The organism is Rubripirellula reticaptiva (assembly GCF_007860175.1).
Taxonomy (GTDB): domain Bacteria; phylum Planctomycetota; class Planctomycetia; order Pirellulales; family Pirellulaceae; genus Rubripirellula; species Rubripirellula reticaptiva.
Map to the genome: position 1 here is coordinate 523,918 of NZ_SJPX01000003.1, position 20,022 is coordinate 543,939.

Genomic DNA, 20,022 nt, shown 5'->3' on the forward strand with positions numbered 1-20,022 from the left:
CAAAATGAGTGGTTGTTGCGACCATTATCGTGCCTCGTAACCCTGGCAAAGAACCTGGAAAAGGCCGATAACTAACGTCGTTACGAAGGTGCGAGCTATGGCAGCATCGCGGATTTATTACCTCCACCAGTTCAGGAACAAAGATCATGTCGGTTAAGCGAGTTGGGATTCTGACGGCCGGGGGACTTGCCCCTTGTCTTTCGTCGGCTATCGGTGCGTTGATCGAGTCCTACACCGCGCTGGCACCTGAAGTTGAAATTCTTTGCTACCGTTCTGGTTACAAAGGTCTGCTTCTAGGTGACAGCTTTGTCGTCTCGCAGTCGTTCCGCGACAACGCCAGCGTGCTGCACAAACATGGCGGCAGCCCGATCGGCAACAGCCGCGTCAAGCTGACCAACGTTGCCGATTGCGTGCAGCGCGGGTTGGTTCAAGAAGGCCAGGATCCGCTGCAAGTTGCAGCCGAACGATTGCAATCGGACAAAGTTGATGTCTTGCATACGATCGGTGGCGACGACACCAACACAACCGCAGCCGACTTGGCGGCGTACTTGGCCGAGCATGGTTATGACCTCGCTGTGGTCGGTTTGCCCAAGACGATTGATAACGACGTCATTCCGATCAAACAGAGTCTGGGTGCTTGGACGGCGGCCGAAGAGGGTGCGAAGTTCTTTGAAAATGTTGTTGGCGAGCATAGTGCCAATCCAAGAATGCTGATCGTACACGAAGTCATGGGACGCAACTGCGGCTGGCTGACCGCAGCGACCGCAGCAAAGTATCGCGAGCGACTCGATAGCCTGGATTTCTTGCCCGAAGCAGGACTCAGTCGCCAACGCCGCGAAATTCACGGCGTCTACGTGCCTGAAATGCACATGGACCTAAAAAAGGAAGCGGAACGTTTGAGCGTGATCATGAAAGAAAATGATTGCGTCAACATCTTTATCTCCGAAGGCGCGGGGCTGGATTCGATTGTCGAGGAAATGGAGTCGCGCGGCGAGGAAGTGCCCAAGGATGCTTTCGGTCACTACAAACTTGATTCCGTGAATCCAGGCAAGTGGTTCGGCAAGCAGTTTGCCAGCATGCTTGGTGCCGAGAAGACTCTGGTTCAAAAGAGCGGCTACTACAGCCGTGCGGCACGAGCTAACGCCGAAGACATTGCCTTGATTGGGCGTTGTGCGCGGAAGGCCGTGGAGTGTGCGTTGGTTCACGATGGTGGCGTCATCGGCGAAGACGAAGACCAAGGCAACGAACTGCGTGCGATTGAGTTCGAACGCATCAAAGGTGGCAAGCCGTTCGATATCAACGTCGCTTGGTTCGGCGAATTGCTAAAAGGCATCGGCCAACCCAAAGGCGACGTCGTCGAGACCGCCCACGCGTAAGTCGCCTTCGCGCATGTTGAAGTCTCAGACGTCGGTCGGCGACTGAGACTTCAAACGATGCGCGCCCCTTGGGACGTGTTCCCCTGCCTCTTGCACATCCGAAACGCGACGGAATCGCTCATCTGTGCGGCACAGCACATTCTGGTGAGACTCTTTCGCTGATTTCCCTATCAATCTTCGTTGGCACTGGGAATGCATTGGATTGAAAGTCACCACGGGCTCACAACCGAAATCGTGGCGACTTTGCATTGGCGGATTCGCTCGCCGCTTTTTCTCGTTGTGATGCTTGGTTTTCACTTCGCGGGCTTGCCGCTATCCACAGCTATGGGAATTGCCATGAAACGTCTTCTACTTTGTGCCCTCGTGTTGACGACTCTTTCGTTCGCTTTCGGCGAAACTCCGGTCGATAAGAATGACGACGGTCCTCTGCCAACCAAGCTGACGCCGTTGATGCAAATGAAGTTGGACAAATCGAAAGCGATCTTGGAAGGTTTAACTCTGGAGGACTTCGACAAGATCAAATCGAATGCTCGTTCGCTGCACCTGTTAAGCACAGAATCAGGGTGGAGTGTTATTCAGACTCAAGAGTACGCAGACCAGAGCCGAGATTTTCAACGGGCAGCAAACTTGGTTGTTGATGCTGCCGAAGCCAAAGACATCCATCGGGCCACGCTGGGTTACGTCGCGATGACGGTTCGCTGTGTCGAATGTCATTCGTACATGCGAAAGCACCGATTAGAATCCAACAAGCTGAATCCGTGATTACCGTTTGATTTTCGATCTGCGCATCACTGTTTCGAAGATCTCCACGTCGGTAGCAATCGCCCGACTCGAGATCGATAGTCCGTGTAATCCACGAATCGCTCGGACATCGCTGCTTCTTCTTCGCGAGTTTTCAGCAGCAAGACTCCAAGCAAAGCGACCCACACGCTCAATCGCCACCACGCGAAGTCGCTTGCCAACAGTGCCGCAGTGAACCACAGCAATCCGGTGTACATCGGGTGGCGGACGATGCCGTAGGGACCAGCGGTGATCAGCCGAGTTTGGTCGGTGGTGCTGGGGTGGATCCGGATTCTTCGCAGTCCCATCGCCCCCCAAGCCCACAAGGCGAAGATCAATCCCGGCATCGAAATCAGTAAAGTCCCCCACGGGATTGGCAACCATTTTACCGACAGAACGAGTGCTGCGGCGAGCACAAACTGGCCAGCGATCAACAGTGAATGAAACATTTGACCATCCGTTGTGGGTGTGCTTCGACAGCGGTGGGAGACACGTTGCCCGCTGAATGATAGCCGAGATGGAGGCAATGCGAACGCCGTCGGTTCCTGCAATCTGGAACAACGATAATTGGCAAATTCTTGCATGTGGGGCGTTGCGCACCTACAACTCAGTGCCGTTAGAAACTGCCATTCGCGTACGTCCCGCCTGCCTTGAATTTGTTGATGTATCCATTCAGCCCCGCCGCTCAGTCTCGGTTTCTGTTGCCCTTCGCGCTGACGCTGCTGTTCGCAAACGCGATCCCGATCCCGATCCCGATCCCGATCCCGATTGCCACAGCGCAGGAAAGCTCGCAACCGGATGATCAAACCGTTAGCGAGTCTGATCGTTCGGTTGCTGGTAACGAGCAGGTTGCTGAGATCATTCGCACGTTTGCCGGGCGCGGCGTGATGCGAGATGATTCGCAACCGACGTCGGCGGAAGTTGCCGTGGACCAATTTCGCGTTCTCGATGGATTCGAAGTCGAATTGGTGGCGTCCGAGCCCGATGTCTCGCAGCCGCTGTTCTTGTCATGGGACTCGCGAGGACGCATGTGGGTCGTCCAGTACCGGCAATATCAATTCCCCGCGGGCTTGAAAGTCGTTCGTTACGACCAGCACCTTCGTGCGGTGTTTGATCGTGTCCCCGAGCCACCGCCGCATGGGACACGCGGACTCGACACGATTTCAGTTTACGAAGACACCGATGGCGACGGCGTTTACGACACTCACAAAGACGTGATCACTGGATTGAACATCGCCACATCAGTCCAGGTGGGACACGGCGGCATCTGGGTACTGAACCCACCCTATTTGTTATTTTACCCGGACAAGGATCAAGACGATGTGCCGGATTCGGATCCCGAAGTGCATCTGTCGGGATTTGGATTGCAGGACACGCATTCGGTCGCCAATAGTTTGACTTGGGGACCGGACGGATGGTTGTACGGTTGTAACGGCAGCACGACGGTCGGCGATGTCAGTTCGGAAGTCAGCAAAGGGGTTCGCTTTCAAGGTCAATGTGTTTGGCGTTATCACCCGGATACGAAGGTGTTCGAAATCTATGCCGAAGGTGGCGGGAATACGTTTAGCTTGGACATCGATTCCAACGGCCGCGTCTTCACCGGCACCAACGGCGGCAACACGCGAGGCTACTATTTTCCGCAGGGCAGTTACAGTGAAAAGAACTGGGGTAAACACGGCCCGCTCACCAATCCCTATGCCTTTGGGTTTTTCACTGCAATGAAATTCCAGGGCGACGGTCGACGTTTCCCGCAAGCGTTCTGTATCTACGAGGGTGGGCTGTTTCCAAGCGAGTTTGATCAGACGATCGTTGCCCCGAATTCGCTGCACAATCTGGTTTGGCACAGTCAACTGCTTGCCGATCAGTCGACGTTTCGCACGGTCGATTTGCCGAATCTGATCGAAACGCCCGACCGTTGGTTTCGTCCGGTCTATTCGGGGGTCGGGCCGGACGGTGCGGTCTACCTAGCCGATTGGTACGACACGCGGCTAAGTCACGTCAGCCCGGTGGATGATTGGCACAAAGAAAGCGGTCGAGTTTACCGCGTCGTTCCCGAGGGTCGCCCCGCAATCTACCAAGACGGCGACCTGTCCAGCGCCGACAATAAATCGCTCATGCAGAAGTTCTCGCATCCCAACAAATGGGTTCGCCAGCGAGCCTCGCTCGAGTTGGGGTGGCGAGCAGATCCGACGATCGCTGATGAACTGATCCAACGCGTTGAAAACGACGCGTCGCTGGAATCGTTGTGGACGCTCAATTCGATCGGCAAACTCGACCGTACGCTCGCCGCTCGCTGGCTTTCACATTCTGACAGTGATATTCGCCGCTGGATCGTGCGGCTGATCGGTGATCGACACGAGGACCTTGCCGCGCTCGCTGAACTTGCTCGGTCCGAATCGGATGTCCACGTCCGCAGCCAATTGGCGTCGACGGCGAAGCGATTGTCGGCGGACGTTGGTCTTTCCATCGTGTCTGCACTGTTGCGGCATGACGAAGACGCAAACGATCCGCACTTGCCGCTTTTGAATTGGTGGGCGATCGAGGCGCATGCTGAATCATGGCCAGCGATCGAAGCACTGTTCACAGACCCGGGGCTGTGGCAAGCAGCGCAGGTCCAGCAGACGGTGTTGACGCGACTGGTCCAGCGATACGCGTCGGCCGGTGGTGCCGAAAACTTTGAACGCTGCAGCCGACTGATCGAACTGGCGCCTAACGATGTGTCCAAGACTCGGCTGATTCAAGGAATCAGTTTGGCGTTCCAAGGTCTGGCGATCCCGGAATTGCCCGCGTCACTTGACCTGGCGCTTGCCGACTACCGAGCGTCGATTGGGGAATCGGGATTGATTTTGTCGCTGCGGCGCGGTGATTCAAATGCGATTAAGGATGCGATGAATCTGCTTGCGAAACCGCAAACGGATTTGCCGTTGGCGATCGAAGTCGCAAACGTCTTTGGCGAAATCCAAGTCGCTGACGCTGCCGAATCGCTGCTTGCTTTGGCGACCGGGCAACGTGCGTCTGATCCCGCACTACAGCGTGTCGCGATTGCTTCGCTGCGAAAGTACGACGATGTCGCGATTGGCAGCAAGTTGCTAGCCGCATTCGGTAGCCGCATTTCCGAAGAACACGGTGTGCGAGCTGCAGCGTGTCGCACCCTGGCGTCTCGGCCCGTCTGGGCAAATCAATTGCTAACCGAATTAACTGAGTGGCGTGTAAAACGAGAACAAATTCCATCGGATGTCGTTCAGCAGCTTCGTGCCTACGAAGATCCTGTGATTGCGAATCAGGTTGACGCGGTGTTTGGATCAATTACCGCATCGGCGACTGCGGAACAAATTGCCGAGATGAAGCGTTTACGTGACTTGTTGGGATCGACGCCCGGTGATGCAAACGCCGGGAAAGCGATTTTCACCAAGACGTGTGGTGCGTGCCACCAACTGTTCGGCGAAGGAGGCAAAACGGGACCGCCGCTTGACGGGTACGAACGAGGCAAAGTCAGCTTTTGGGTCGACGCGATCGTATCGCCCAGTATGGAAATTCGCGAAGGCTACCAGTCGTATCTGGCGCTGACCGTCGATGGCCGCGCGATCAACGGGATCATCGCCGATCAGACACCCCAAACCGTGACGCTGAGAAATGCCGACAACCAAAACACCATGATCCCGCGTAGTGAAATCGAAATGCTTCGCGCGCTGCCCACTTCGTTGATGCCATCCGGGCTTTTGGTCGGAATGACCGACGAACAAGTTTGCGATCTGTACGCCTACCTGTCATTCGGTGCAAAATAGTCGACAGCGTTGGGTACGGACTTTACTTGGCTGTAACGCCCCATAGGTTGGTTAGCAATTCAAAGGCGGCAGGGTCGTGCGACGCCAGTTCCTTTTGGTCGTACGGAAAGAAGTCGTTGCGGCTAAAGTACGCCTCGCTCGTTTCAGCAAAGTACTCTTGCGGCGTCGTCATCGCGTAGGCTCGGTCGCGGTGCGTTTGACCTTTGGCATCTCTGCGTTCGACGTCATCGTACTTGCCCGATGCTTTCGCTTTTTCGTAGACCGATTTGACTTGTGCGTTGCCGAAACCGTCGGCGAGCACGCGGTGGTGGTACGCATGAGCAAGTTCGTGCAACGCAAAGTTTGGCATTCTGCGAGTTTCTGCTTCGAAGATGCGGACATTGGTGAACTCAACGCTTCGCGCCATTCGTGAATCGCGTCCGTTGTTTGCGAGCCATTTAGGATTGGGATGATAGGCCGCGTGCGGAGCTTCATTGGGATACTGTGGCGACATCCACAGCGAAACCTTTTGCAGTTCGGCAACGGCCGGCGCTGGGACGACGCGCACGATCTCGTCCAATTGGTCCTTTAGCAGTTTCAGCGCTGTTGCCGTCGCCTCCGCGTTTTGTGATTGCAGCGATCGGTTCACGTTAACCGTCCAGCCCGACAAGACTTGCGTGTCGTATGACTTCGACAAGTCGTCGCCTGCGCGAGTGTGGGTCAGCACAAAGTCAACCAACCGAGTTGGATCGGTGAGCGAATGGGGATGATGGCCGACGCCAGGCTTGTGGATCACTTCGATCGGTCCGCCGAGTGCTCGATAGCGTGTTTCGACAATGGCCGTGTTTTCGGCGACCGGCACTACATCGTCATCATCGCCGACGACGTGCAAAAGCGGCACGTTTTGCGCGGCAAGCACTTCAAGGTTGTCGATGGGATTGCCTGGGTACTCGAGTGCCTCCGGTTCGGTTAGCCCGTACGCCGCAAGGCAAGCTTGCCAGCTCTTGGAATCACCCTTTCCCTTGCCTTGCTTGCCCGGCCAAGTTTTGAAATCGCAAACAGGTGCGTCGGCATAGATGCAGGCAACGCGTGTCGGATTTGCAATCGCCCAGTTGTAGACGATCAACCCGCCGCGGCTCATTCCTTCGAGTGCGGGCTTGTCCGAAAACCCTTGGTCTTCCGTCATGAATCGGTAAAATTCGTTCCAATGGGCGACTGCTCGAGGACTGCCAAATAGATTCGAGACATCGCAATACGCGACATGAAAGCCTTGCTTTAGAAGGGCAACGTCGAGCTGTGGTTCGTGGCCAAAAAAACGAGCACGCCAAATCCAGGGTCGACCCTCGGCAGTCGTTTCCGGCTCAACGACAATGCAATCGCGATTGTCGACTGTAAAATCGTGTCGTTTGAAACCTTTCCACTGGGATACTTTCCCAGGAAGATCAGCGGCAACGCCTACTGATGCCCAGGCCATAGCCATCAACATGGCGACACTCAACTTATGCACTCTGCTGCTCCTATCATTCAAAATCAATCAAAGGTGATACGTCATCGGCCGAGGCCGCCGCCGCCAATTGTAGGCCCGGGCAATTAGACCGCATGGCGGCAGTTCGCGTTTCTCGTCACCGGCCTTACTAGCAAGCAGCTTATCTGAACGTTCGCCGACGCGGGCTCCAAATTGCTCAATTGACAATCTGGCATTAATCGAGACCGAGCGAGTGCAATCGCGAGCCCATTCGTGCCACTCGTCGGACACCATTGAAATGGCTTTCCTACGAAATGTCTACATTGCACCGATTGCTTTTTACCTAGCAATGCCTGGGGCGACCACGCTGTGGGCGGCCACCGTCGATGTGCTGGTTCTGGCATATGCAAAACCTTGCTGTGATGCTGGCCCCAACATGTGGTTGTCACTAATTACGATCGCAAGCGACCCGAATCGCAATTTTCAGTTGCGCGTCAATTTTAATTCAGCGTCTGGTCCTGGTGCGGCCCGTGACGGGAACTATGTTGACGCCACCGGAATGGCCTTTACGAGGTCTTCGTAGCGCCGGCGTAATCACGCATGGATACGTGGCGACGGGCTTTGGCGATCGATCCATTGCCGCAGTCAACGCTGACATCACTGCGTACCTTACCAGGTATGATGCCGGCTTTGTCGACGGCGTATTCTTCGATGAAATGTCCAACGGCTTGGCTGACCTCGGATACTATCAAGACCTAGAGAGCTCTGTCGATTCGGTGAAGACGCCAAAGGGTGCACAGGCCTGAATGCCGCGTGGGCAAGCAGTGAATCACTGCATGTAGTCGATCTTGGTGCTTGCTGGCACTGCGGGTAGCGATAGCAAAAGTGGTACGGCACCTTGCGCGCCAACCAAACCTTCAAACACGACCGAGCTCTGTTCTGATGGACTGAACTTCAAAACCCAGTTCTCCAAAACAAGAGCCCAGTCGTGCCCTCAGAGTTCAACCGATTGTTGGCCAAAGTGGCCGCCAGTCTGCAAGCCGAACCGGAACAGTCGTTGCTCTTTGAGCGGTTCTTGCCGGCCGCTGAAATCAACCAAGTCTGTCACGATCTTGACCACTCGTTTTGCGATCGAATCTACAGTCCCGTGGTCACGCTCTGGATGTTCCTCGGGCAGAAGCTTTCATGGGATCACTCTTGCGAGATGCTGTGGCCCGCGTGAACGCATGGCGGGTAGAACATTCAAAACCGAAAGCCGATGGCAATACAGCCGCGTACTGCGAAGCCCGGCAGCGTCTGCCTGAGGCGGTCGTTGCAGAAATCGCTCGACGCAGTGGGCAGCGATGCCAGGCAACCGCCGACTCGAATTGGCAGTGGAAGGGGCGAAACGTCAAGCTTGCCGACGGGACCACATTGACGATGCCTGACACAACCGAGAATCAAAAAGCATATCCTCAGCAACGAGGCCAGAAGAAAGGGTGTGGTTTCCGATCCTGCGTTGTGTGATGTTGTTCTGTCTCGCCAGCGGCGCGGTCTTGGATATCGCCACGGCCCCTTATCGTGGCAAGGAGACCGGCGAGAACAGTTTGCTGCAAACGATCATCGACCTGATTTTTCCCGGCGAAATCTTGCTTGCCGATCGTTACTACGCCACGTCGCGAACATTCACCGAGCCTATCGGAAAGGTTACGACGTTGTGATGCGGTCGCATCACAAACGCAAGATCGCGTTCCGAAAAGGCTAAAACTAGGCAGTTACGATCAGATCGTTGCGTACCACAAACCAGCCGACCGGTCAGTCTGGATGTCGAAAAAGGAGTTTGACGATCTTGATGATTTCGTTCTCGTCCGCCACCTTCGCTATTGCTTCAAACAAAAAGGCTTTCGAGTTCGCTATGTCCTTTTTGCGACAACGCTTCTTGATGCATCGGAGCACTCGGTAGAAGACCTTGCCGTTCTGTACGCGCAGCGATGGCAAGTCGAGTGGGACATCCAAAGTCTGAAGGCCCACATGCAAATGGAACACCTTCGTTGCAAGAGTCCTTCGATGGTTCGCAAGGAGATCTACGCTCACCTGATCTCGTTTAGTCTGATTCGTTACCTGAGCGTGCGAACGGCACTACGGCACTCGACGGCCCCGAAATATTTAAGCCACACGGCCGCGGTCCAGTCGCTCAATGCGTTTTCGGGAAACTGCAAGCCGGAAGTTGCGGAATTGATCAACTCGAAAGGGTCCGGTTGGAGTCAATCAGTGAGCATCCGGTCGGCGACCGAAAACCCAGAGTTCACCCTCGAGAAATCAAACGCCGCCCCAGTTCATACAAGCCAATGAATCGTCCCCGACACGCCGGCCGAAGCTCAGCAGCGTGAACAACTTACGTCTTAACCACGCGGCATTCGGGCCAGTCCCCCTTCGATCGGGGTCGGTGATTCCCGTCAACAACAACCGCCATATTCGTTATATCTGGGCAACTGTCAATCGATGCGCTGATTTTTCAGTGATCGAGAGCCTGAAGCTGCTTAAACGTGACATAGCGTTCCAATGCATTGTTGTCTTGACCCGCCAGAGCCGTGTCGCGTTCCCTTACCATTTGATTTCTATGTTTTGCACCCGTCACCATAGAACACCTAATTGCAGTACCCGGAAAGCCGTTGCTGTCGTCGAACTAGCGATTTGCATGCCGATTTTGGTCTTGGTTTTGTTCGCCACGATCGAAGCTTGCGTGATGCTACAACTGCAGCACAACTTGGCAATTACGGCTTATGAGGGCGCTAGAATTGGCATCATGCCGGGGACCAACGCTACCAGTGTTCAAACGCAGTGTGAAATGTTGTTGGTTGACCGAGACATCGCTGGATATACCATCACCCTCGATCCACCCGATCCATCGACAATGGATGTTGGCGATGCATTGACGGTGACAGTCGAAGCCGACTGCGTCGCTAACACCGTTCTAGCGGCGATGTTTTTTGACGGAAAAATACTCAGTGAGTCGGTCGTCATGCTTGCCGAATGACCCTTTCACCTGGCACCCCTGCCGATTCTTATCATACACCTGCGAGCTAACGCGATGAAAAGTATATCCAATCAGCATCGAGCCGGATCGGCGATGGTGGCGGTCGTCATTTTGGTGTCCGCCCTGTTCGTTGTCGCCGCGATGGTGATCAACCTCGCGCACATTCAAGTCGTCAATGCAAAGGTCCAAATTGTCGCCGATGCGTCAGCGCGTGCTGCGGGACGAGTTTACGCAGAAACCGGCAATGAAGCCCATGCCTTGGTTGCCGCTCAGCAGCTCGCCGCGATGAATCCGATTCAGTCGGTGGTCGTACCGATCGAAGCAGGCGATCTGGAGTACGGGTTGAGTACGCGAAATTCCAAGAATAAAGCTTATACATTCACTGCAGCCGAAAACGGCAACTCCGTCCGTGTGACGACCAATGCGTTCGCCAACGGTAGCGGTACTGGCGTTTCAACTGTTTTTCCCGCGTTCGGCCAGGGCATGGAGATCCGACCGGCCCGCACCGCTACCAACACTCAATCGACGCTTGACGTGTGCTTGATCGTCGACCGCAGCGGATCCATGCGGTATGCAGCAAATGAAGATAGCCGCAGCGGGTCACGGCCGGCTTCCGAACCATCGGGTTGGAGCGCGGGTGATCCGGTGGCACCCAACAGTCGCTGGCTTGACCTGGTTGCGTCGGTCAATGGTTTTTGTGACGAGCTATCGCTGACTGCAAAGTCCGAAAAAATTGGTTTGGTCAGCTACGCGAGTGATGTCACCCGCGAAGTGGACCTGACCACGGACTATTCGGAAATCAGTGCCTCCAACTTTGCGATTTCATCCAGTTATTACAATGGGATGACCAATGTCGGTGGGGGCATCGAAGACGGATTGCTCGCGGTAACGCATCCAAAATACGCGCGGCCTTGGGCCAACAATGCTTTGGTGCTGATGAGCGACGGGAATCACAACACCGGTACTGATCCCCTGGAAGCGGCAGCTTCTGCAGCGAGCCAACAAGTTCCGATTTACACCGTCAGCTTCAGTGATGAAGCGGATCAAGTCCTGATGCAGCAAATTGCGGATATGACCGGCGGTACGCACTACCACGCCGTTGATGCTGCCCAGTTAAACGAAGCGTTTCGAAACATTGCGCGACGACTGCCGTCGATGCTGACCGAATAGGATTTCCGATGTCTGCTGTCCGTCAAAGAACCGTCAATCGTCATCCTCAACGTCACGGTGCAGTCGTGGTTGAGTTTGCGATCGCGATCAGTATTTTGTTGCTGCTCGTCTTCGCGTCGCTTGAGCTTTTTCGGCTAAATATGCTCAAGCACTCCGTCGAACAAGCCTCGTACCAGGCGGCGCGAAAAGGCATTATCATCGGTGCAAAGGTCAAGGACGTTGAGCAAGAAGCTAAGAACCATCTCGCCAATCTAGGCGTTTCTAACGCGGCGGTGACAATCAGTCCTGGGACGATCACTGACGACACGCAAGTGGTCCAAGTTGACATTGACGTTCCGATCACCGGCAATAGTTGGGTCTCACCAGTCTATTTTTTCGGCAATATCCATGGAAAAACACGCATGCTTGCCGAACGTGCCGCCGCAGACATGATGGGAACGGTCGCACCACCGCCTTGACCACCATCATCGGATGCAGTGAATGGAACTCAGTTGATCGGGTGTGTTTAACCACAAATCACACGTCGATGGTGGTATCAATTTAACACATCAACGGAAGTCACGACGTTTCGTGGTTGAATCGCCATTGCACTCAGCTATCGGATTGAGCAGTCGCAATGATGCGATCCAGAAACGGTCGGAAAAGGTCCGCGTAGGTTCCGTCAATCAAGTCAACACGGTCAATCAACGGTGACATCCGCAATGAATTCATCAAGTGTCCGCGTGCAGTGGCGGAGTGACCTGGAAACTCGGGTGGATTGTCGGCATGGGAGTGAGGGATCGCTCTTCAGATAGACGAATCAATTCTTGCCGTTGAGGGAAAATTGCGTGATCGACCATCTGGAATATGCGTCGTCGGAATGAGCACAATCGAGTAACTATTCAAGCTTTTTGTCGGACGCCGTCCAAGTGATCTGCCTGCAAATGTTTTCGTTGCACTTGTCGCAATTAGGCTAGGAATATCAGGGATGACCGCACTGTGGGCGGCTACCGTCGATGTGCTTGTTCCGGCGTATCCAAACCCTTGTTGTGATGGTGGCGCAAACATGTGGTCGGCACTGATTTCGACCGCAAGTGATCCGAATTGCAACTTTCAGTTACACGTCATTTTCAATCCAGCGTCTGGACCGGGAACGTCACGTGATGGCAACCATGTGGATGCCTCCGGAGCGGGACCGTTGCGAGATCTACGAGGTGCCGGCGGGATCACATACGGATACGTGGCGACGGGATTCGGCGACCGATCCATTGCGGTAGTCAAAGCCTAGATTGATGCGTACCTTACCGGGCACTGTGCCGGTTTTGTCGATGGACTGTTCTTCGATGAAATGTCCAACGACTTGGCGGACGTCGGATCCTTTCAAGATTCAAACGGCGATGTCGATTCGGTTCAGTCGGGTGTCCACACGTTCGGCAATCCCGGCACAACCTTTGTGAACAATCCGAGTTCGCAATCTACCTTCACGGCAGCCGACTATGTCGATTCGCTCGACACAATTGTTTCGTTTGAAAGCACCAGCAACGATTACACCAGCAACTACAAGTCGTTTCTTTATCGAGAGGGCTTGGCAAGTAAGAAAATGGTTCCCATCGTCCACACCCAGGCAGATTGGAATCGGTCACTTGTTGAAACGGCGTCGCAGCGAGGTGCCGGCTTCTTATACGTGACGAATGGCTCCATGGCAGGCGACGATAATCCTTATGACACGTTGTCGACCTTCTGGACTGATATGGCGGATTGGTGTTTCGGCGTTCAATGCAAGCGATGTTCCTGAACCATCAACAATGGCGATTGGCTGGATGGCTTTTGTTGACATTGATTCGCAGACGACCGCTGCGTCGAGTTTGTCGAATTGTTTGAAAGTTTGACGCTGGATGTCGCGCGGCCGTTTGGTGGCTTCATGGAAGTGAGGCCTTCAAGCTGATTTGGCTGCGGGCTACTTTTCAAGTCGAAACTATCCTGCGAGTTAGCCGTTCGCTCTATCCGGCTATGGCTGCTGTTGCCGGCTATGGCTTGCTTGCGATACCGCTTGCAATTGCTGTTGGCCAAGGTTCTCGGGTCAGCAGACTGCGTTTTCGTGCGGTCTTCGACAGCGCATCTCATTCGTTTTTTGTGGTCGACCATAACGGTTGATTTGCCGACGTCAATTGTCGAACCTGTTTGTCCTTAGGATACCAGCGTGAAGAACGATTGAAGATGCGGTTGACCGACATCACGCCGCGGTTGTCACATGGCTGAATTATTGTCAGGTTTTTCTCATTTTGGTCGTCAATGCTCGCGACTGGTGCTAGCGGTCGTGTTAAGAGTCGGTTGGTTCGATCGATGTGGTCAGTGAGGTGGGGGGCGGCAGTCCCTTCATCATTCCGCTGCCGTCCCATCCGCTCGGCAAATGTGAGATCAAAGTTCAGACGGCCGGATCGCGAATCGTCAGCGGCCTGCCGTTTTCGCTCGGTGAACTGTCAGAGGGCGTTCAGAAAGCGATCGCGGCCAGCGACGATGTCGTGAACATCGCTAAGTGACCGGAAATTAGCAGCGTTGATCCAGGGTGGCTAGTAATTTCCCATTGCCAGACGGTAACATTTGCTCCATTGTTAATCTCTTTGGCACATTTTGTTCACGAGTATCATGCGATGGGTAGAGGATTTGAGGTCCGCAAAGTTTCGATGGCCAAAACGGCCGCGCAAAAGTCGAAAGTCTATTCAAAGTACGGCAAGCAGTTGTATGTGATGGCGAAGAATTCGGGGGCGGACCCGGACTGCAATCCTTCGCTTCGCACATTGATTGAGAAAGCCAAACGCGACCAAGTGCCCGCGCACGTGATCGAAAAAGCGCTGGAAAAAGCGAACGGAGTCGGTGGCGAAGACTATATCGCCGCACGCTACGAAGGTTTTGGCCCGGGTGGTTGCAGCGTGATCATTGATTGTCTGACCGACAACAACATGCGAACAATCACCGATGTTCGAAATTGTTTCACGAAGACTGGATCAAAGCTGGGGGCGCCCGGGTCCGTCGCTCACAGTTTTGACCACTTCGCGATTCTGTCGTTCAAGGGTGAAGACGAAGAGCATTTGCTTGAAGCGATGCTGAATGCGGAAGTCGATGTTACCGAAATCGAGTGCGAGAACGGAAACCTAACTCTGTTTGCTCCGGCGACCGAACACCACAAGGCAAAACAGGCGTTGTTAGAGGCCATTCCCGACGTTCAATTGGAAGTCGACGAAATCACGTTTGTGCCGCAAATGAGTGCCGAGGTTTCAGCAGACGATGTGCCATTGTTCGAGAAGTTCATGAACATGCTAAACGACTGTGACGATGTCCAAGACATCTACCACAACGCAATTTTGCCAGCGTAGTCGTCGGCGAGGCTCCAAATCTTGGTGGCGACACTGCGTGGATAGCGGCCAGGTTCAACTTGGCCGGTGACGCCCGCTGGCAACCGATCGGCGTTGGACAGCAAGGCTCGTGCTGCGAAGCGTGGCTGGACGAGTTCAACGTCGTCGGCCGATTCTGTACTGGCTGATCTCGTGTCTGCCGATCCAACGCCGGCTGCATGCCGGACGGCGAGGGGGCCGCCACCGCTGGCCATCAATCGCGGATCGGTTTTGATTTCGGCATGCGGCTGGATCAGCGTCAAGGTTGCCGTAACGTCGCTAGGGAAACTCGACGATACGAAACGCACCTCGCGACCAAGTCGTTCGGCGAAGTACTCTCCGTCGTTTTGAGCGATCGAGACGATGACTTCTTTGTTTGCCGGATCGACGATTTGCAAAATCGCATTTCCTTCGGAAAGATAGACTCCCATTTGGTCGTTCAATCGCCGCCGGGAATCAAGCGTCATGACTGTGCCTGCGATTGGGGCTCGTAAAGTCAGTTGTTCGATTCGTGACTCGGTTTCAGACAGTCGCGCGGCCAACGCATCTGCAGTCGCGATCTCTGCCTGATAGGTCGCAATGTTGCCGGCCAATTGCTCCTTTCGAGCTCGCAGACGGGTGATTTCCATGGTCGCCCGCATTCGTTTTGCTTGGGAAAGCAGTTCGACGTTCTCGAGTCGGGCCAACGGTTGCCCTGGGGTGACAACTTGGCCTTCGGCGACGAACAATTCGGCCACAAAACCATCGGCTCCGGCACGGATGGTTTCAGCATTGGCGAACCCAACGACAGCGGGCGCGGACACACCGACTGGCCACGGCATGATCATTGCAGCAGTTAACATCGCGAAGCCGCACGGTGCCGTTCGTGTCAATAAATAACGGCGACAATTGGCGGACTGAATCGTTCGCTGAGATAAGAATCGAATCGTTCGCAACGCTGGAATCCCCCACCACATCGCCAGACTGATGATGGCCAGAATCAAACCGAATCCGTGCATCAAATGTGCCGCCGCTACTGCTAAACCGATGCATACGATCACTCGCCATACCGATGCCGCGATTCCGTAGACAATCAGTGTCTTCCACCGATGTGCGATGTCCATCGATAGAGTTGTGTTTCGTCCTAACAGCCAGCGGTTGGACAGTTGCGACAGGACTTGTCGTGACGACGCTGCCAAGTTGGGAAGGTCCAGCATGTCGGAAAGCAGATAGTAGCCGTCGAAACGCATTAGAAAGTTGGCATTGAACAGTAGCGTTGTCAAACTACCCGTCAGCATCACATTGAACAGATGAAACCGCATGACAGGATCGGTTACGTGAGTCCAGATGATCGCCGCGATCGCAGCAACGGTGAGTTCGGCTAACATCCCCGCCGCGGATACAGCGATTCGGTGCCGTCTCGATGCAAAGCTCCAACATGATGTGACGTCGACGTAGGGGACCGGGACGAACAAGATGAACACAACGCCGAACTCACGCACTCGCCCACCCAGCCGGTCACAAACGATCGCGTGACCCAATTCATGAACAATCTTTAGCCCTATGAACGTGGCCAACAACCATACTGCAGAGTTTGCCGACACGACTCCATCAAGGGACTGCGCAATTGCGGCTCGGTCATCAAGAACGAACCACGCCGCGACAAAAAACAAAACGGCCAACAGCACCAGCGTGAAACGCCGTTTCACACACTCGAACCGAATACAAAACCGTTCGAATCGCTCGCCGGGTGATCCGAGCGGAACTTTCAAGAACAGTGGATTTGCATTCGCAGTTGCCGCAGCTCGACGGGCGCTGGACCGTTGATCTTGTAATCCCGAAACGTGATCAATCGTTCGGCCCTGCGAATCGACTGCGACCGCCAAACGACTGTCGATCAGCCATCGGCACGTGTCAGCAGCTTCGGCCATCGTGATTGCCGACTCGCCCATACGCGTAGCAATTTGCGAAACCGCACTGTGCAACGTGGTGTTCCCGTCCATCAGCGACATAAGTGCGTACTGGGTCAGGCCGATTTGAAAGAAATCGGACGAGACCGAATCTTCGACGATGTAGGATGTTTCAGCGTCTTTACTGGAGGGCATGATTTTGAGGTCACGTCGCAGCTTCAAGCGAGTGTTCGCCAGCTCAAAAGTATCAGCATCAAACGCGACTTCACTGTCATTGGGATTTTGCGAGTTCACTATCGGAAGCTCCCGTAGACGCTTTCCCAAGCATGGTGAAACATGACCCAGCCGAGTGGACGATGATCGGCGGTGATCTTTGTTGTCCCTCGCATTCCGGGTCGCAGACGGTTGCCGTCATTCTGCAGGATGACCTCTGCCAAAAACACATTGCGAGAGTTCCGAATTTCGGACATTGGACGCAGGTTGTCGACCTTTCCCGACAACGTGTCGAGCGGGTTACCGTCAATGGCCAGTCGTACGGACTGGCCCGGTTGAACGTAGGAAACGTCGCGTTCGGGGACTTCCAGTTCGGCTCGCAATGTGTCCAGCGGGGCCACTTGCATCAGTACATCGCCGACATGCACCATTGCGCCTCGAGCGTCATGCCAATCACCTTGCAAAACGATGCCGTCAACATCAGCGGTGATTTTTAGATGGTCGCGTTGATGGGCGATCAAGTCCAGTTGGGCCGTCAACTGAGTGACTTCGAGTGATGCAATTTGGGTCGCCGATGGGTCCCGTAACGTTCGTTGAACATCAACCCGTTTGATCGCCCGTTCGCGTTGAGCGGACAAGTCGGCGTGCTTCAGTTCGAGTTCGACGCCATCCATTTCTGCCAGCACTTGTCCCTGCTTCACGTGGTCGCCGGGACGAACGTGGGCCATCTTTAGGATGCCCGTGTGAGGCGCAGTGGCGAATCGCTGGGACGTTGGCTGCAGAATGGTTGGGCATTCAATTCGATGCGGCACGGGAACGATCATCGCCGCGGCACCAATCAGCATGCCGGCGACCAGAATTGAAGGCCGGACCAAAGATCCCGCCACAGAAATTTTTCGTCGTGATCGTGCAACGACTCCTTCGCTCGAACGACGTGCGCCTGAAAGCCCATCAGCAAGGTACGGTGTTACGGTTTCGGCGAAGCGATGGCTGCCTGAGTTCGCCGGCGTTTCGGCAGCGAAACTGGCCATCCAGACACCGACCACGGTTCCCTTCGAAGTGACGAGGGGATAGCTGACGATACGCCCTACTTTCGTGGATTCTGCAAGCGATTGATGCGCTAATTGCATCAGTCCGGTTTCGGACCGATCAACACGGAAATCCGTTGACGATTCGCCCAGCGAATCGTACCGCACTAACGATTCAGACATAGCCGCGGTGATCAGTTTCGCGGTTGCAGCGCCTTGATCAACTTTGGTGGTCGAAGATATCCCTTCGATACGCGCTCGGCCATGTGATACCGCGACAGAGTCCCGATCGACCGAGTAGGGACGGCAACTGCCCAGTACGACTGATTCGGCGTTTAGAAAGTCGGCGATTCGGTTCGCGGCGATCAGGTGTGCGTCCGCCAAGTCGGTTGCCGATGCCATCTCGGCTAGCAATTCCGCGATCGCAGCTGTCGCATCTGCCTGCCAGTCGGTTTCACGAAGGGTACAGCGGTCATCGAATCGTTGTACGCATGCAGCAGCGAGCTGCCCGACCAGCAGGAACGGTTCGACATCTCGGGCTGGCAGTTCTAACACCAATGAAATGCATTCGGCGTCCGTGGCGTTTGCCGAAATCGGGATGCATAAAACCGATAGCGGCGTCAGAAAGGCAACTTGGGCTGTGTTGGTCTCGAATGTTTTCTGGATCGTTGGCAGGAAGGTCGAATGAGACAAAGCGAGGTTTTGTGATGCCAATCGATGGTGCTCACTTACGATCTCGATTGACTCGGCGTTTTCCGTTTGAGCAATTCCTACCCAGATCGCATTCGTGACACCACTAACGGCTCGAACGAGAAGACCTAGCATTTCGGCGCGATCAATCGACGCCGTGGACAATGTTTGTAGTCGACGTTGCAAAGAGTCAATCGAGAGGTCTTCGTGGGAAGCATGCGCAGCGTCAAAGCGAAAATCGTCAGCCAGGTGGCAAGTCGCTGAACGTACTTCGCTGTTCGTCACGGTGGGCGACGAACGTCGATGCCGCTCGGCGTCGGTTGGTTTCTCAGGCTTTGCAGAGGACAGGTTCAAAACGATTGCTCTCGAAAAAAGATATTTTGTTAGAGACGAAGGTCGCCTTTCCCATCAACGTCGCTGGGCAACTTGAGCGGTCTCGCGCTGCAGGACGCATCGAACGCCGCTGCGATAAGTTCCATCGCGGTTGTCGATCAGCACTTCGACGCGGACGGTTCCACTGCTCGAGTCTGTTACGGCGGCGATGTAGTCGATTTTCGCGGTCACCGTTTGATTGGTTTCTGGAAAATGGATCGCCAACGCCTCACCGACTCGAAGCGGTGCGGCGATCTGGGTCGCCAAGTCGTAACGAACTCGCAATTGATCTAGCCTGACCAGCTTTGCAACGTAACCGTCTGTCGCGTTGACTCGCTCGCCCACTGAAACAGGGAGTTCAACGACGACCCCGTCAAACGGTGCCACGACTGAGCGACGCCGAATTTGCGACTGAATTTGAGCGATTTCCTGCTTGGCGACCTGCAGTTGATCTTCGGCACTTTGGCGACCCGCCATCGCGACTGCGACGTCTAGCTTGGCATCGATCACTTCCTGGTCGCTGGCGTGTTCCTTTTCGTGCAACAGTTCAAGTTGTGATAGGTGGTTCTGGCGATGAGCGAGCGTGGCTTCCGCAGCTGCTAGATTGCCGCGACTATTCCAGCGCGCTTCTGCGGCGGCGAGAGAAGCACGCAGGACCCCTGAGTCAAGTGCACAAATTAACTCGCCCGAGCGAACTTGGGCACCTTCACGAATTCCGATTTCGGCCAAGACGCCCGAGTCGGCAACCGCCAATTCAACCTGTTCGACCGGGCGAGTGAATCCTTCGTGCGCATGAAGTTCTGCCATGCTAGTGGAGGCAATCGCGATCAAAGACGCTATTGCGATTGCTACGATTGATTTGATTCGCATGTCGAAAACTCGGCAAGT

18 protein-coding genes and 1 pseudogene are annotated in these 20,022 nt (G+C 54.8%); 14 read left to right on the forward strand and 5 right to left on the reverse strand.

Going from position 1 to position 20,022, the window contains the following annotated elements; translation table 11 throughout:
- Window positions 1-146 precede the first annotated feature (146 nt).
- Together Poly59_RS14940 and Poly59_RS14945 are read left to right on the forward strand one after the other, a co-directional pair.
- Window positions 147-1,376 carry a pyrophosphate--fructose-6-phosphate 1-phosphotransferase gene (locus Poly59_RS14940; RefSeq protein ID WP_146534902.1) on the forward strand — a complete coding sequence of 410 codons (1,230 nt, stop codon included), beginning with the start codon at window positions 147-149 and terminating at the stop codon, window positions 1,374-1,376.
- Between the two features lie 336 nt (window positions 1,377-1,712).
- Entirely contained in the window at window positions 1,713-2,138 is a 426-nt protein-coding gene (locus tag Poly59_RS14945) for a hypothetical protein (protein WP_246151663.1), read from the forward strand.
- A 26-nt stretch (window positions 2,139-2,164) separates the two neighbouring features.
- On the opposite strand, the gene Poly59_RS14950 is transcribed toward Poly59_RS14945, so the two are convergent.
- Window positions 2,165-2,605 (reverse strand): methyltransferase family protein, encoded by a 441-nt coding sequence (locus Poly59_RS14950; RefSeq protein WP_186776276.1) that lies wholly within the window; start codon window positions 2,603-2,605, stop codon window positions 2,165-2,167.
- 213 nt (window positions 2,606-2,818) lie between these two features.
- Here Poly59_RS14950 and Poly59_RS14955 point away from each other — a divergent pair, with 213 nt between their 5' ends.
- Complete coding sequence (locus Poly59_RS14955; protein ID WP_146534904.1) at window positions 2,819-5,941, forward strand: PVC-type heme-binding CxxCH protein; 3,123 nt, start codon at window positions 2,819-2,821, stop codon at window positions 5,939-5,941.
- Between the two features lie 22 nt (window positions 5,942-5,963).
- On the opposite strand, the gene Poly59_RS14960 is transcribed toward Poly59_RS14955, so the two are convergent.
- A complete protein-coding gene (locus Poly59_RS14960; RefSeq protein ID WP_146534905.1) occupies window positions 5,964-7,427 on the reverse strand; it encodes a prolyl oligopeptidase family serine peptidase in 1,464 nt (487 codons plus the stop codon).
- 256 nt (window positions 7,428-7,683) lie between these two features.
- On the opposite strand from Poly59_RS14960, the gene Poly59_RS14965 reads away from it, so the two are divergent.
- The 11 genes and pseudogenes from Poly59_RS14965 (at window position 7,684) to Poly59_RS15020 (ending at window position 14,924) form a co-directional block, all read left to right on the forward strand.
- Window positions 7,684-7,968, forward strand: coding sequence for a hypothetical protein (locus tag Poly59_RS14965; protein WP_146534906.1), 285 nt, complete (start codon window positions 7,684-7,686; stop codon window positions 7,966-7,968).
- Window positions 7,928-8,191 (forward strand): spherulation-specific family 4 protein, encoded by a 264-nt coding sequence (locus Poly59_RS14970; RefSeq protein WP_146534907.1) that lies wholly within the window; start codon window positions 7,928-7,930, stop codon window positions 8,189-8,191. Before Poly59_RS14965 ends, Poly59_RS14970 begins: the two co-directional genes overlap by 41 nt.
- Window positions 8,192-8,373: 182 nt before the next feature.
- Window positions 8,374-8,607: a hypothetical protein gene (locus Poly59_RS14975; protein ID WP_146534908.1), complete on the forward strand. Its 234-nt coding sequence runs from the start codon at window positions 8,374-8,376 to the stop codon at window positions 8,605-8,607.
- A 256-nt stretch (window positions 8,608-8,863) separates the two neighbouring features.
- On the forward strand, window positions 8,864-9,085 hold the full coding sequence (locus Poly59_RS14980) for a hypothetical protein (RefSeq protein ID WP_146534909.1): 222 nt from the start codon (window positions 8,864-8,866) through the stop codon (window positions 9,083-9,085).
- Window positions 9,086-9,188: 103 nt separating this feature from the next.
- The gene (locus Poly59_RS14985) at window positions 9,189-9,716 is read left to right on the forward strand and encodes a transposase (protein ID WP_146534910.1); all 528 of its coding nucleotides are present in this window, start codon (window positions 9,189-9,191) and stop codon (window positions 9,714-9,716) included.
- Window positions 9,717-9,984: 268 nt separating this feature from the next.
- Window positions 9,985-10,401, forward strand: coding sequence for a TadE/TadG family type IV pilus assembly protein (locus Poly59_RS29560; protein ID WP_261343496.1), 417 nt, complete (start codon window positions 9,985-9,987; stop codon window positions 10,399-10,401).
- Between the two features lie 54 nt (window positions 10,402-10,455).
- Window positions 10,456-11,571 (forward strand): vWA domain-containing protein, encoded by a 1,116-nt coding sequence (locus tag Poly59_RS14995; protein ID WP_146534912.1) that lies wholly within the window; start codon window positions 10,456-10,458, stop codon window positions 11,569-11,571.
- A gap of 8 nt (window positions 11,572-11,579) precedes the next feature.
- A complete protein-coding gene (locus Poly59_RS15000) occupies window positions 11,580-12,029 on the forward strand; it encodes a TadE/TadG family type IV pilus assembly protein (RefSeq protein WP_146534913.1) in 450 nt (149 codons plus the stop codon).
- Between the two features lie 509 nt (window positions 12,030-12,538).
- A pseudogene (locus Poly59_RS30195) lies at window positions 12,539-13,345 on the forward strand (spherulation-specific family 4 protein).
- Between the two features lie 550 nt (window positions 13,346-13,895).
- On the forward strand, window positions 13,896-14,090 hold the full coding sequence (locus Poly59_RS15015; protein WP_146534916.1) for a hypothetical protein: 195 nt from the start codon (window positions 13,896-13,898) through the stop codon (window positions 14,088-14,090).
- Window positions 14,091-14,201: 111 nt separating this feature from the next.
- Window positions 14,202-14,924 (forward strand): YebC/PmpR family DNA-binding transcriptional regulator, encoded by a 723-nt coding sequence (locus Poly59_RS15020; protein ID WP_146534917.1) that lies wholly within the window; start codon window positions 14,202-14,204, stop codon window positions 14,922-14,924.
- Here the strand turns inward: Poly59_RS15020 and Poly59_RS15025 are convergent.
- The 3 genes from Poly59_RS15025 to Poly59_RS15035 are packed head-to-tail and all read right to left on the reverse strand — an operon-like array spanning window position 14,897 to window position 20,004.
- A complete protein-coding gene (locus Poly59_RS15025; RefSeq protein WP_146534918.1) occupies window positions 14,897-17,125 on the reverse strand; it encodes an efflux RND transporter periplasmic adaptor subunit in 2,229 nt (742 codons plus the stop codon). The two genes, Poly59_RS15020 and Poly59_RS15025, sit on opposite strands and share 28 nt — an antisense overlap.
- On the reverse strand, window positions 17,125-19,116 hold the full coding sequence (locus Poly59_RS15030) for an efflux RND transporter periplasmic adaptor subunit (RefSeq protein ID WP_146534919.1): 1,992 nt from the start codon (window positions 19,114-19,116) through the stop codon (window positions 17,125-17,127). The genes Poly59_RS15025 and Poly59_RS15030 overlap by 1 nt, the downstream gene beginning before the upstream one ends.
- A 54-nt stretch (window positions 19,117-19,170) precedes the next feature.
- Window positions 19,171-20,004, reverse strand: a complete 834-nt coding sequence (locus Poly59_RS15035; RefSeq protein WP_146534920.1) for an efflux RND transporter periplasmic adaptor subunit — start codon at window positions 20,002-20,004, stop codon at window positions 19,171-19,173.
- Window positions 20,005-20,022 lie beyond the last annotated feature (18 nt).

Bases quoted from the DNA above. Each gene is read 5' to 3' on its own strand.
- Poly59_RS14970 (WP_146534907.1), top strand. From the start codon at position 7,928: ATGTTGACGCCACCGGAATGGCCTTTACGAGGTCTTCGTAGCGCCGGC.
- Poly59_RS14995 (WP_146534912.1), top strand. From the start codon at position 10,456: ATGAAAAGTATATCCAATCAGCATCGAGCCGGATCGGCGATGGTGGCG.
- Poly59_RS14945 (WP_246151663.1), top strand. From the start codon at position 1,713: ATGAAACGTCTTCTACTTTGTGCCCTCGTGTTGACGACTCTTTCGTTC.
- Poly59_RS14955 (WP_146534904.1), top strand. From the start codon at position 2,819: ATGTATCCATTCAGCCCCGCCGCTCAGTCTCGGTTTCTGTTGCCCTTC.
- Poly59_RS14965 (WP_146534906.1), top strand. From the start codon at position 7,684: ATGGCTTTCCTACGAAATGTCTACATTGCACCGATTGCTTTTTACCTA.
- Poly59_RS14940 (WP_146534902.1), top strand. From the start codon at position 147: ATGTCGGTTAAGCGAGTTGGGATTCTGACGGCCGGGGGACTTGCCCCT.
- Poly59_RS14950 (WP_186776276.1), bottom strand. From the start codon at position 2,605: ATGTTTCATTCACTGTTGATCGCTGGCCAGTTTGTGCTCGCCGCAGCA.
- Poly59_RS15035 (WP_146534920.1), bottom strand. From the start codon at position 20,004: ATGCGAATCAAATCAATCGTAGCAATCGCAATAGCGTCTTTGATCGCG.
- Poly59_RS29560 (WP_261343496.1), top strand. From the start codon at position 9,985: ATGTTTTGCACCCGTCACCATAGAACACCTAATTGCAGTACCCGGAAA.
- Poly59_RS15000 (WP_146534913.1), top strand. From the start codon at position 11,580: ATGTCTGCTGTCCGTCAAAGAACCGTCAATCGTCATCCTCAACGTCAC.
- Poly59_RS15020 (WP_146534917.1), top strand. From the start codon at position 14,202: ATGGGTAGAGGATTTGAGGTCCGCAAAGTTTCGATGGCCAAAACGGCC.
- Poly59_RS14985 (WP_146534910.1), top strand. From the start codon at position 9,189: ATGTCGAAAAAGGAGTTTGACGATCTTGATGATTTCGTTCTCGTCCGC.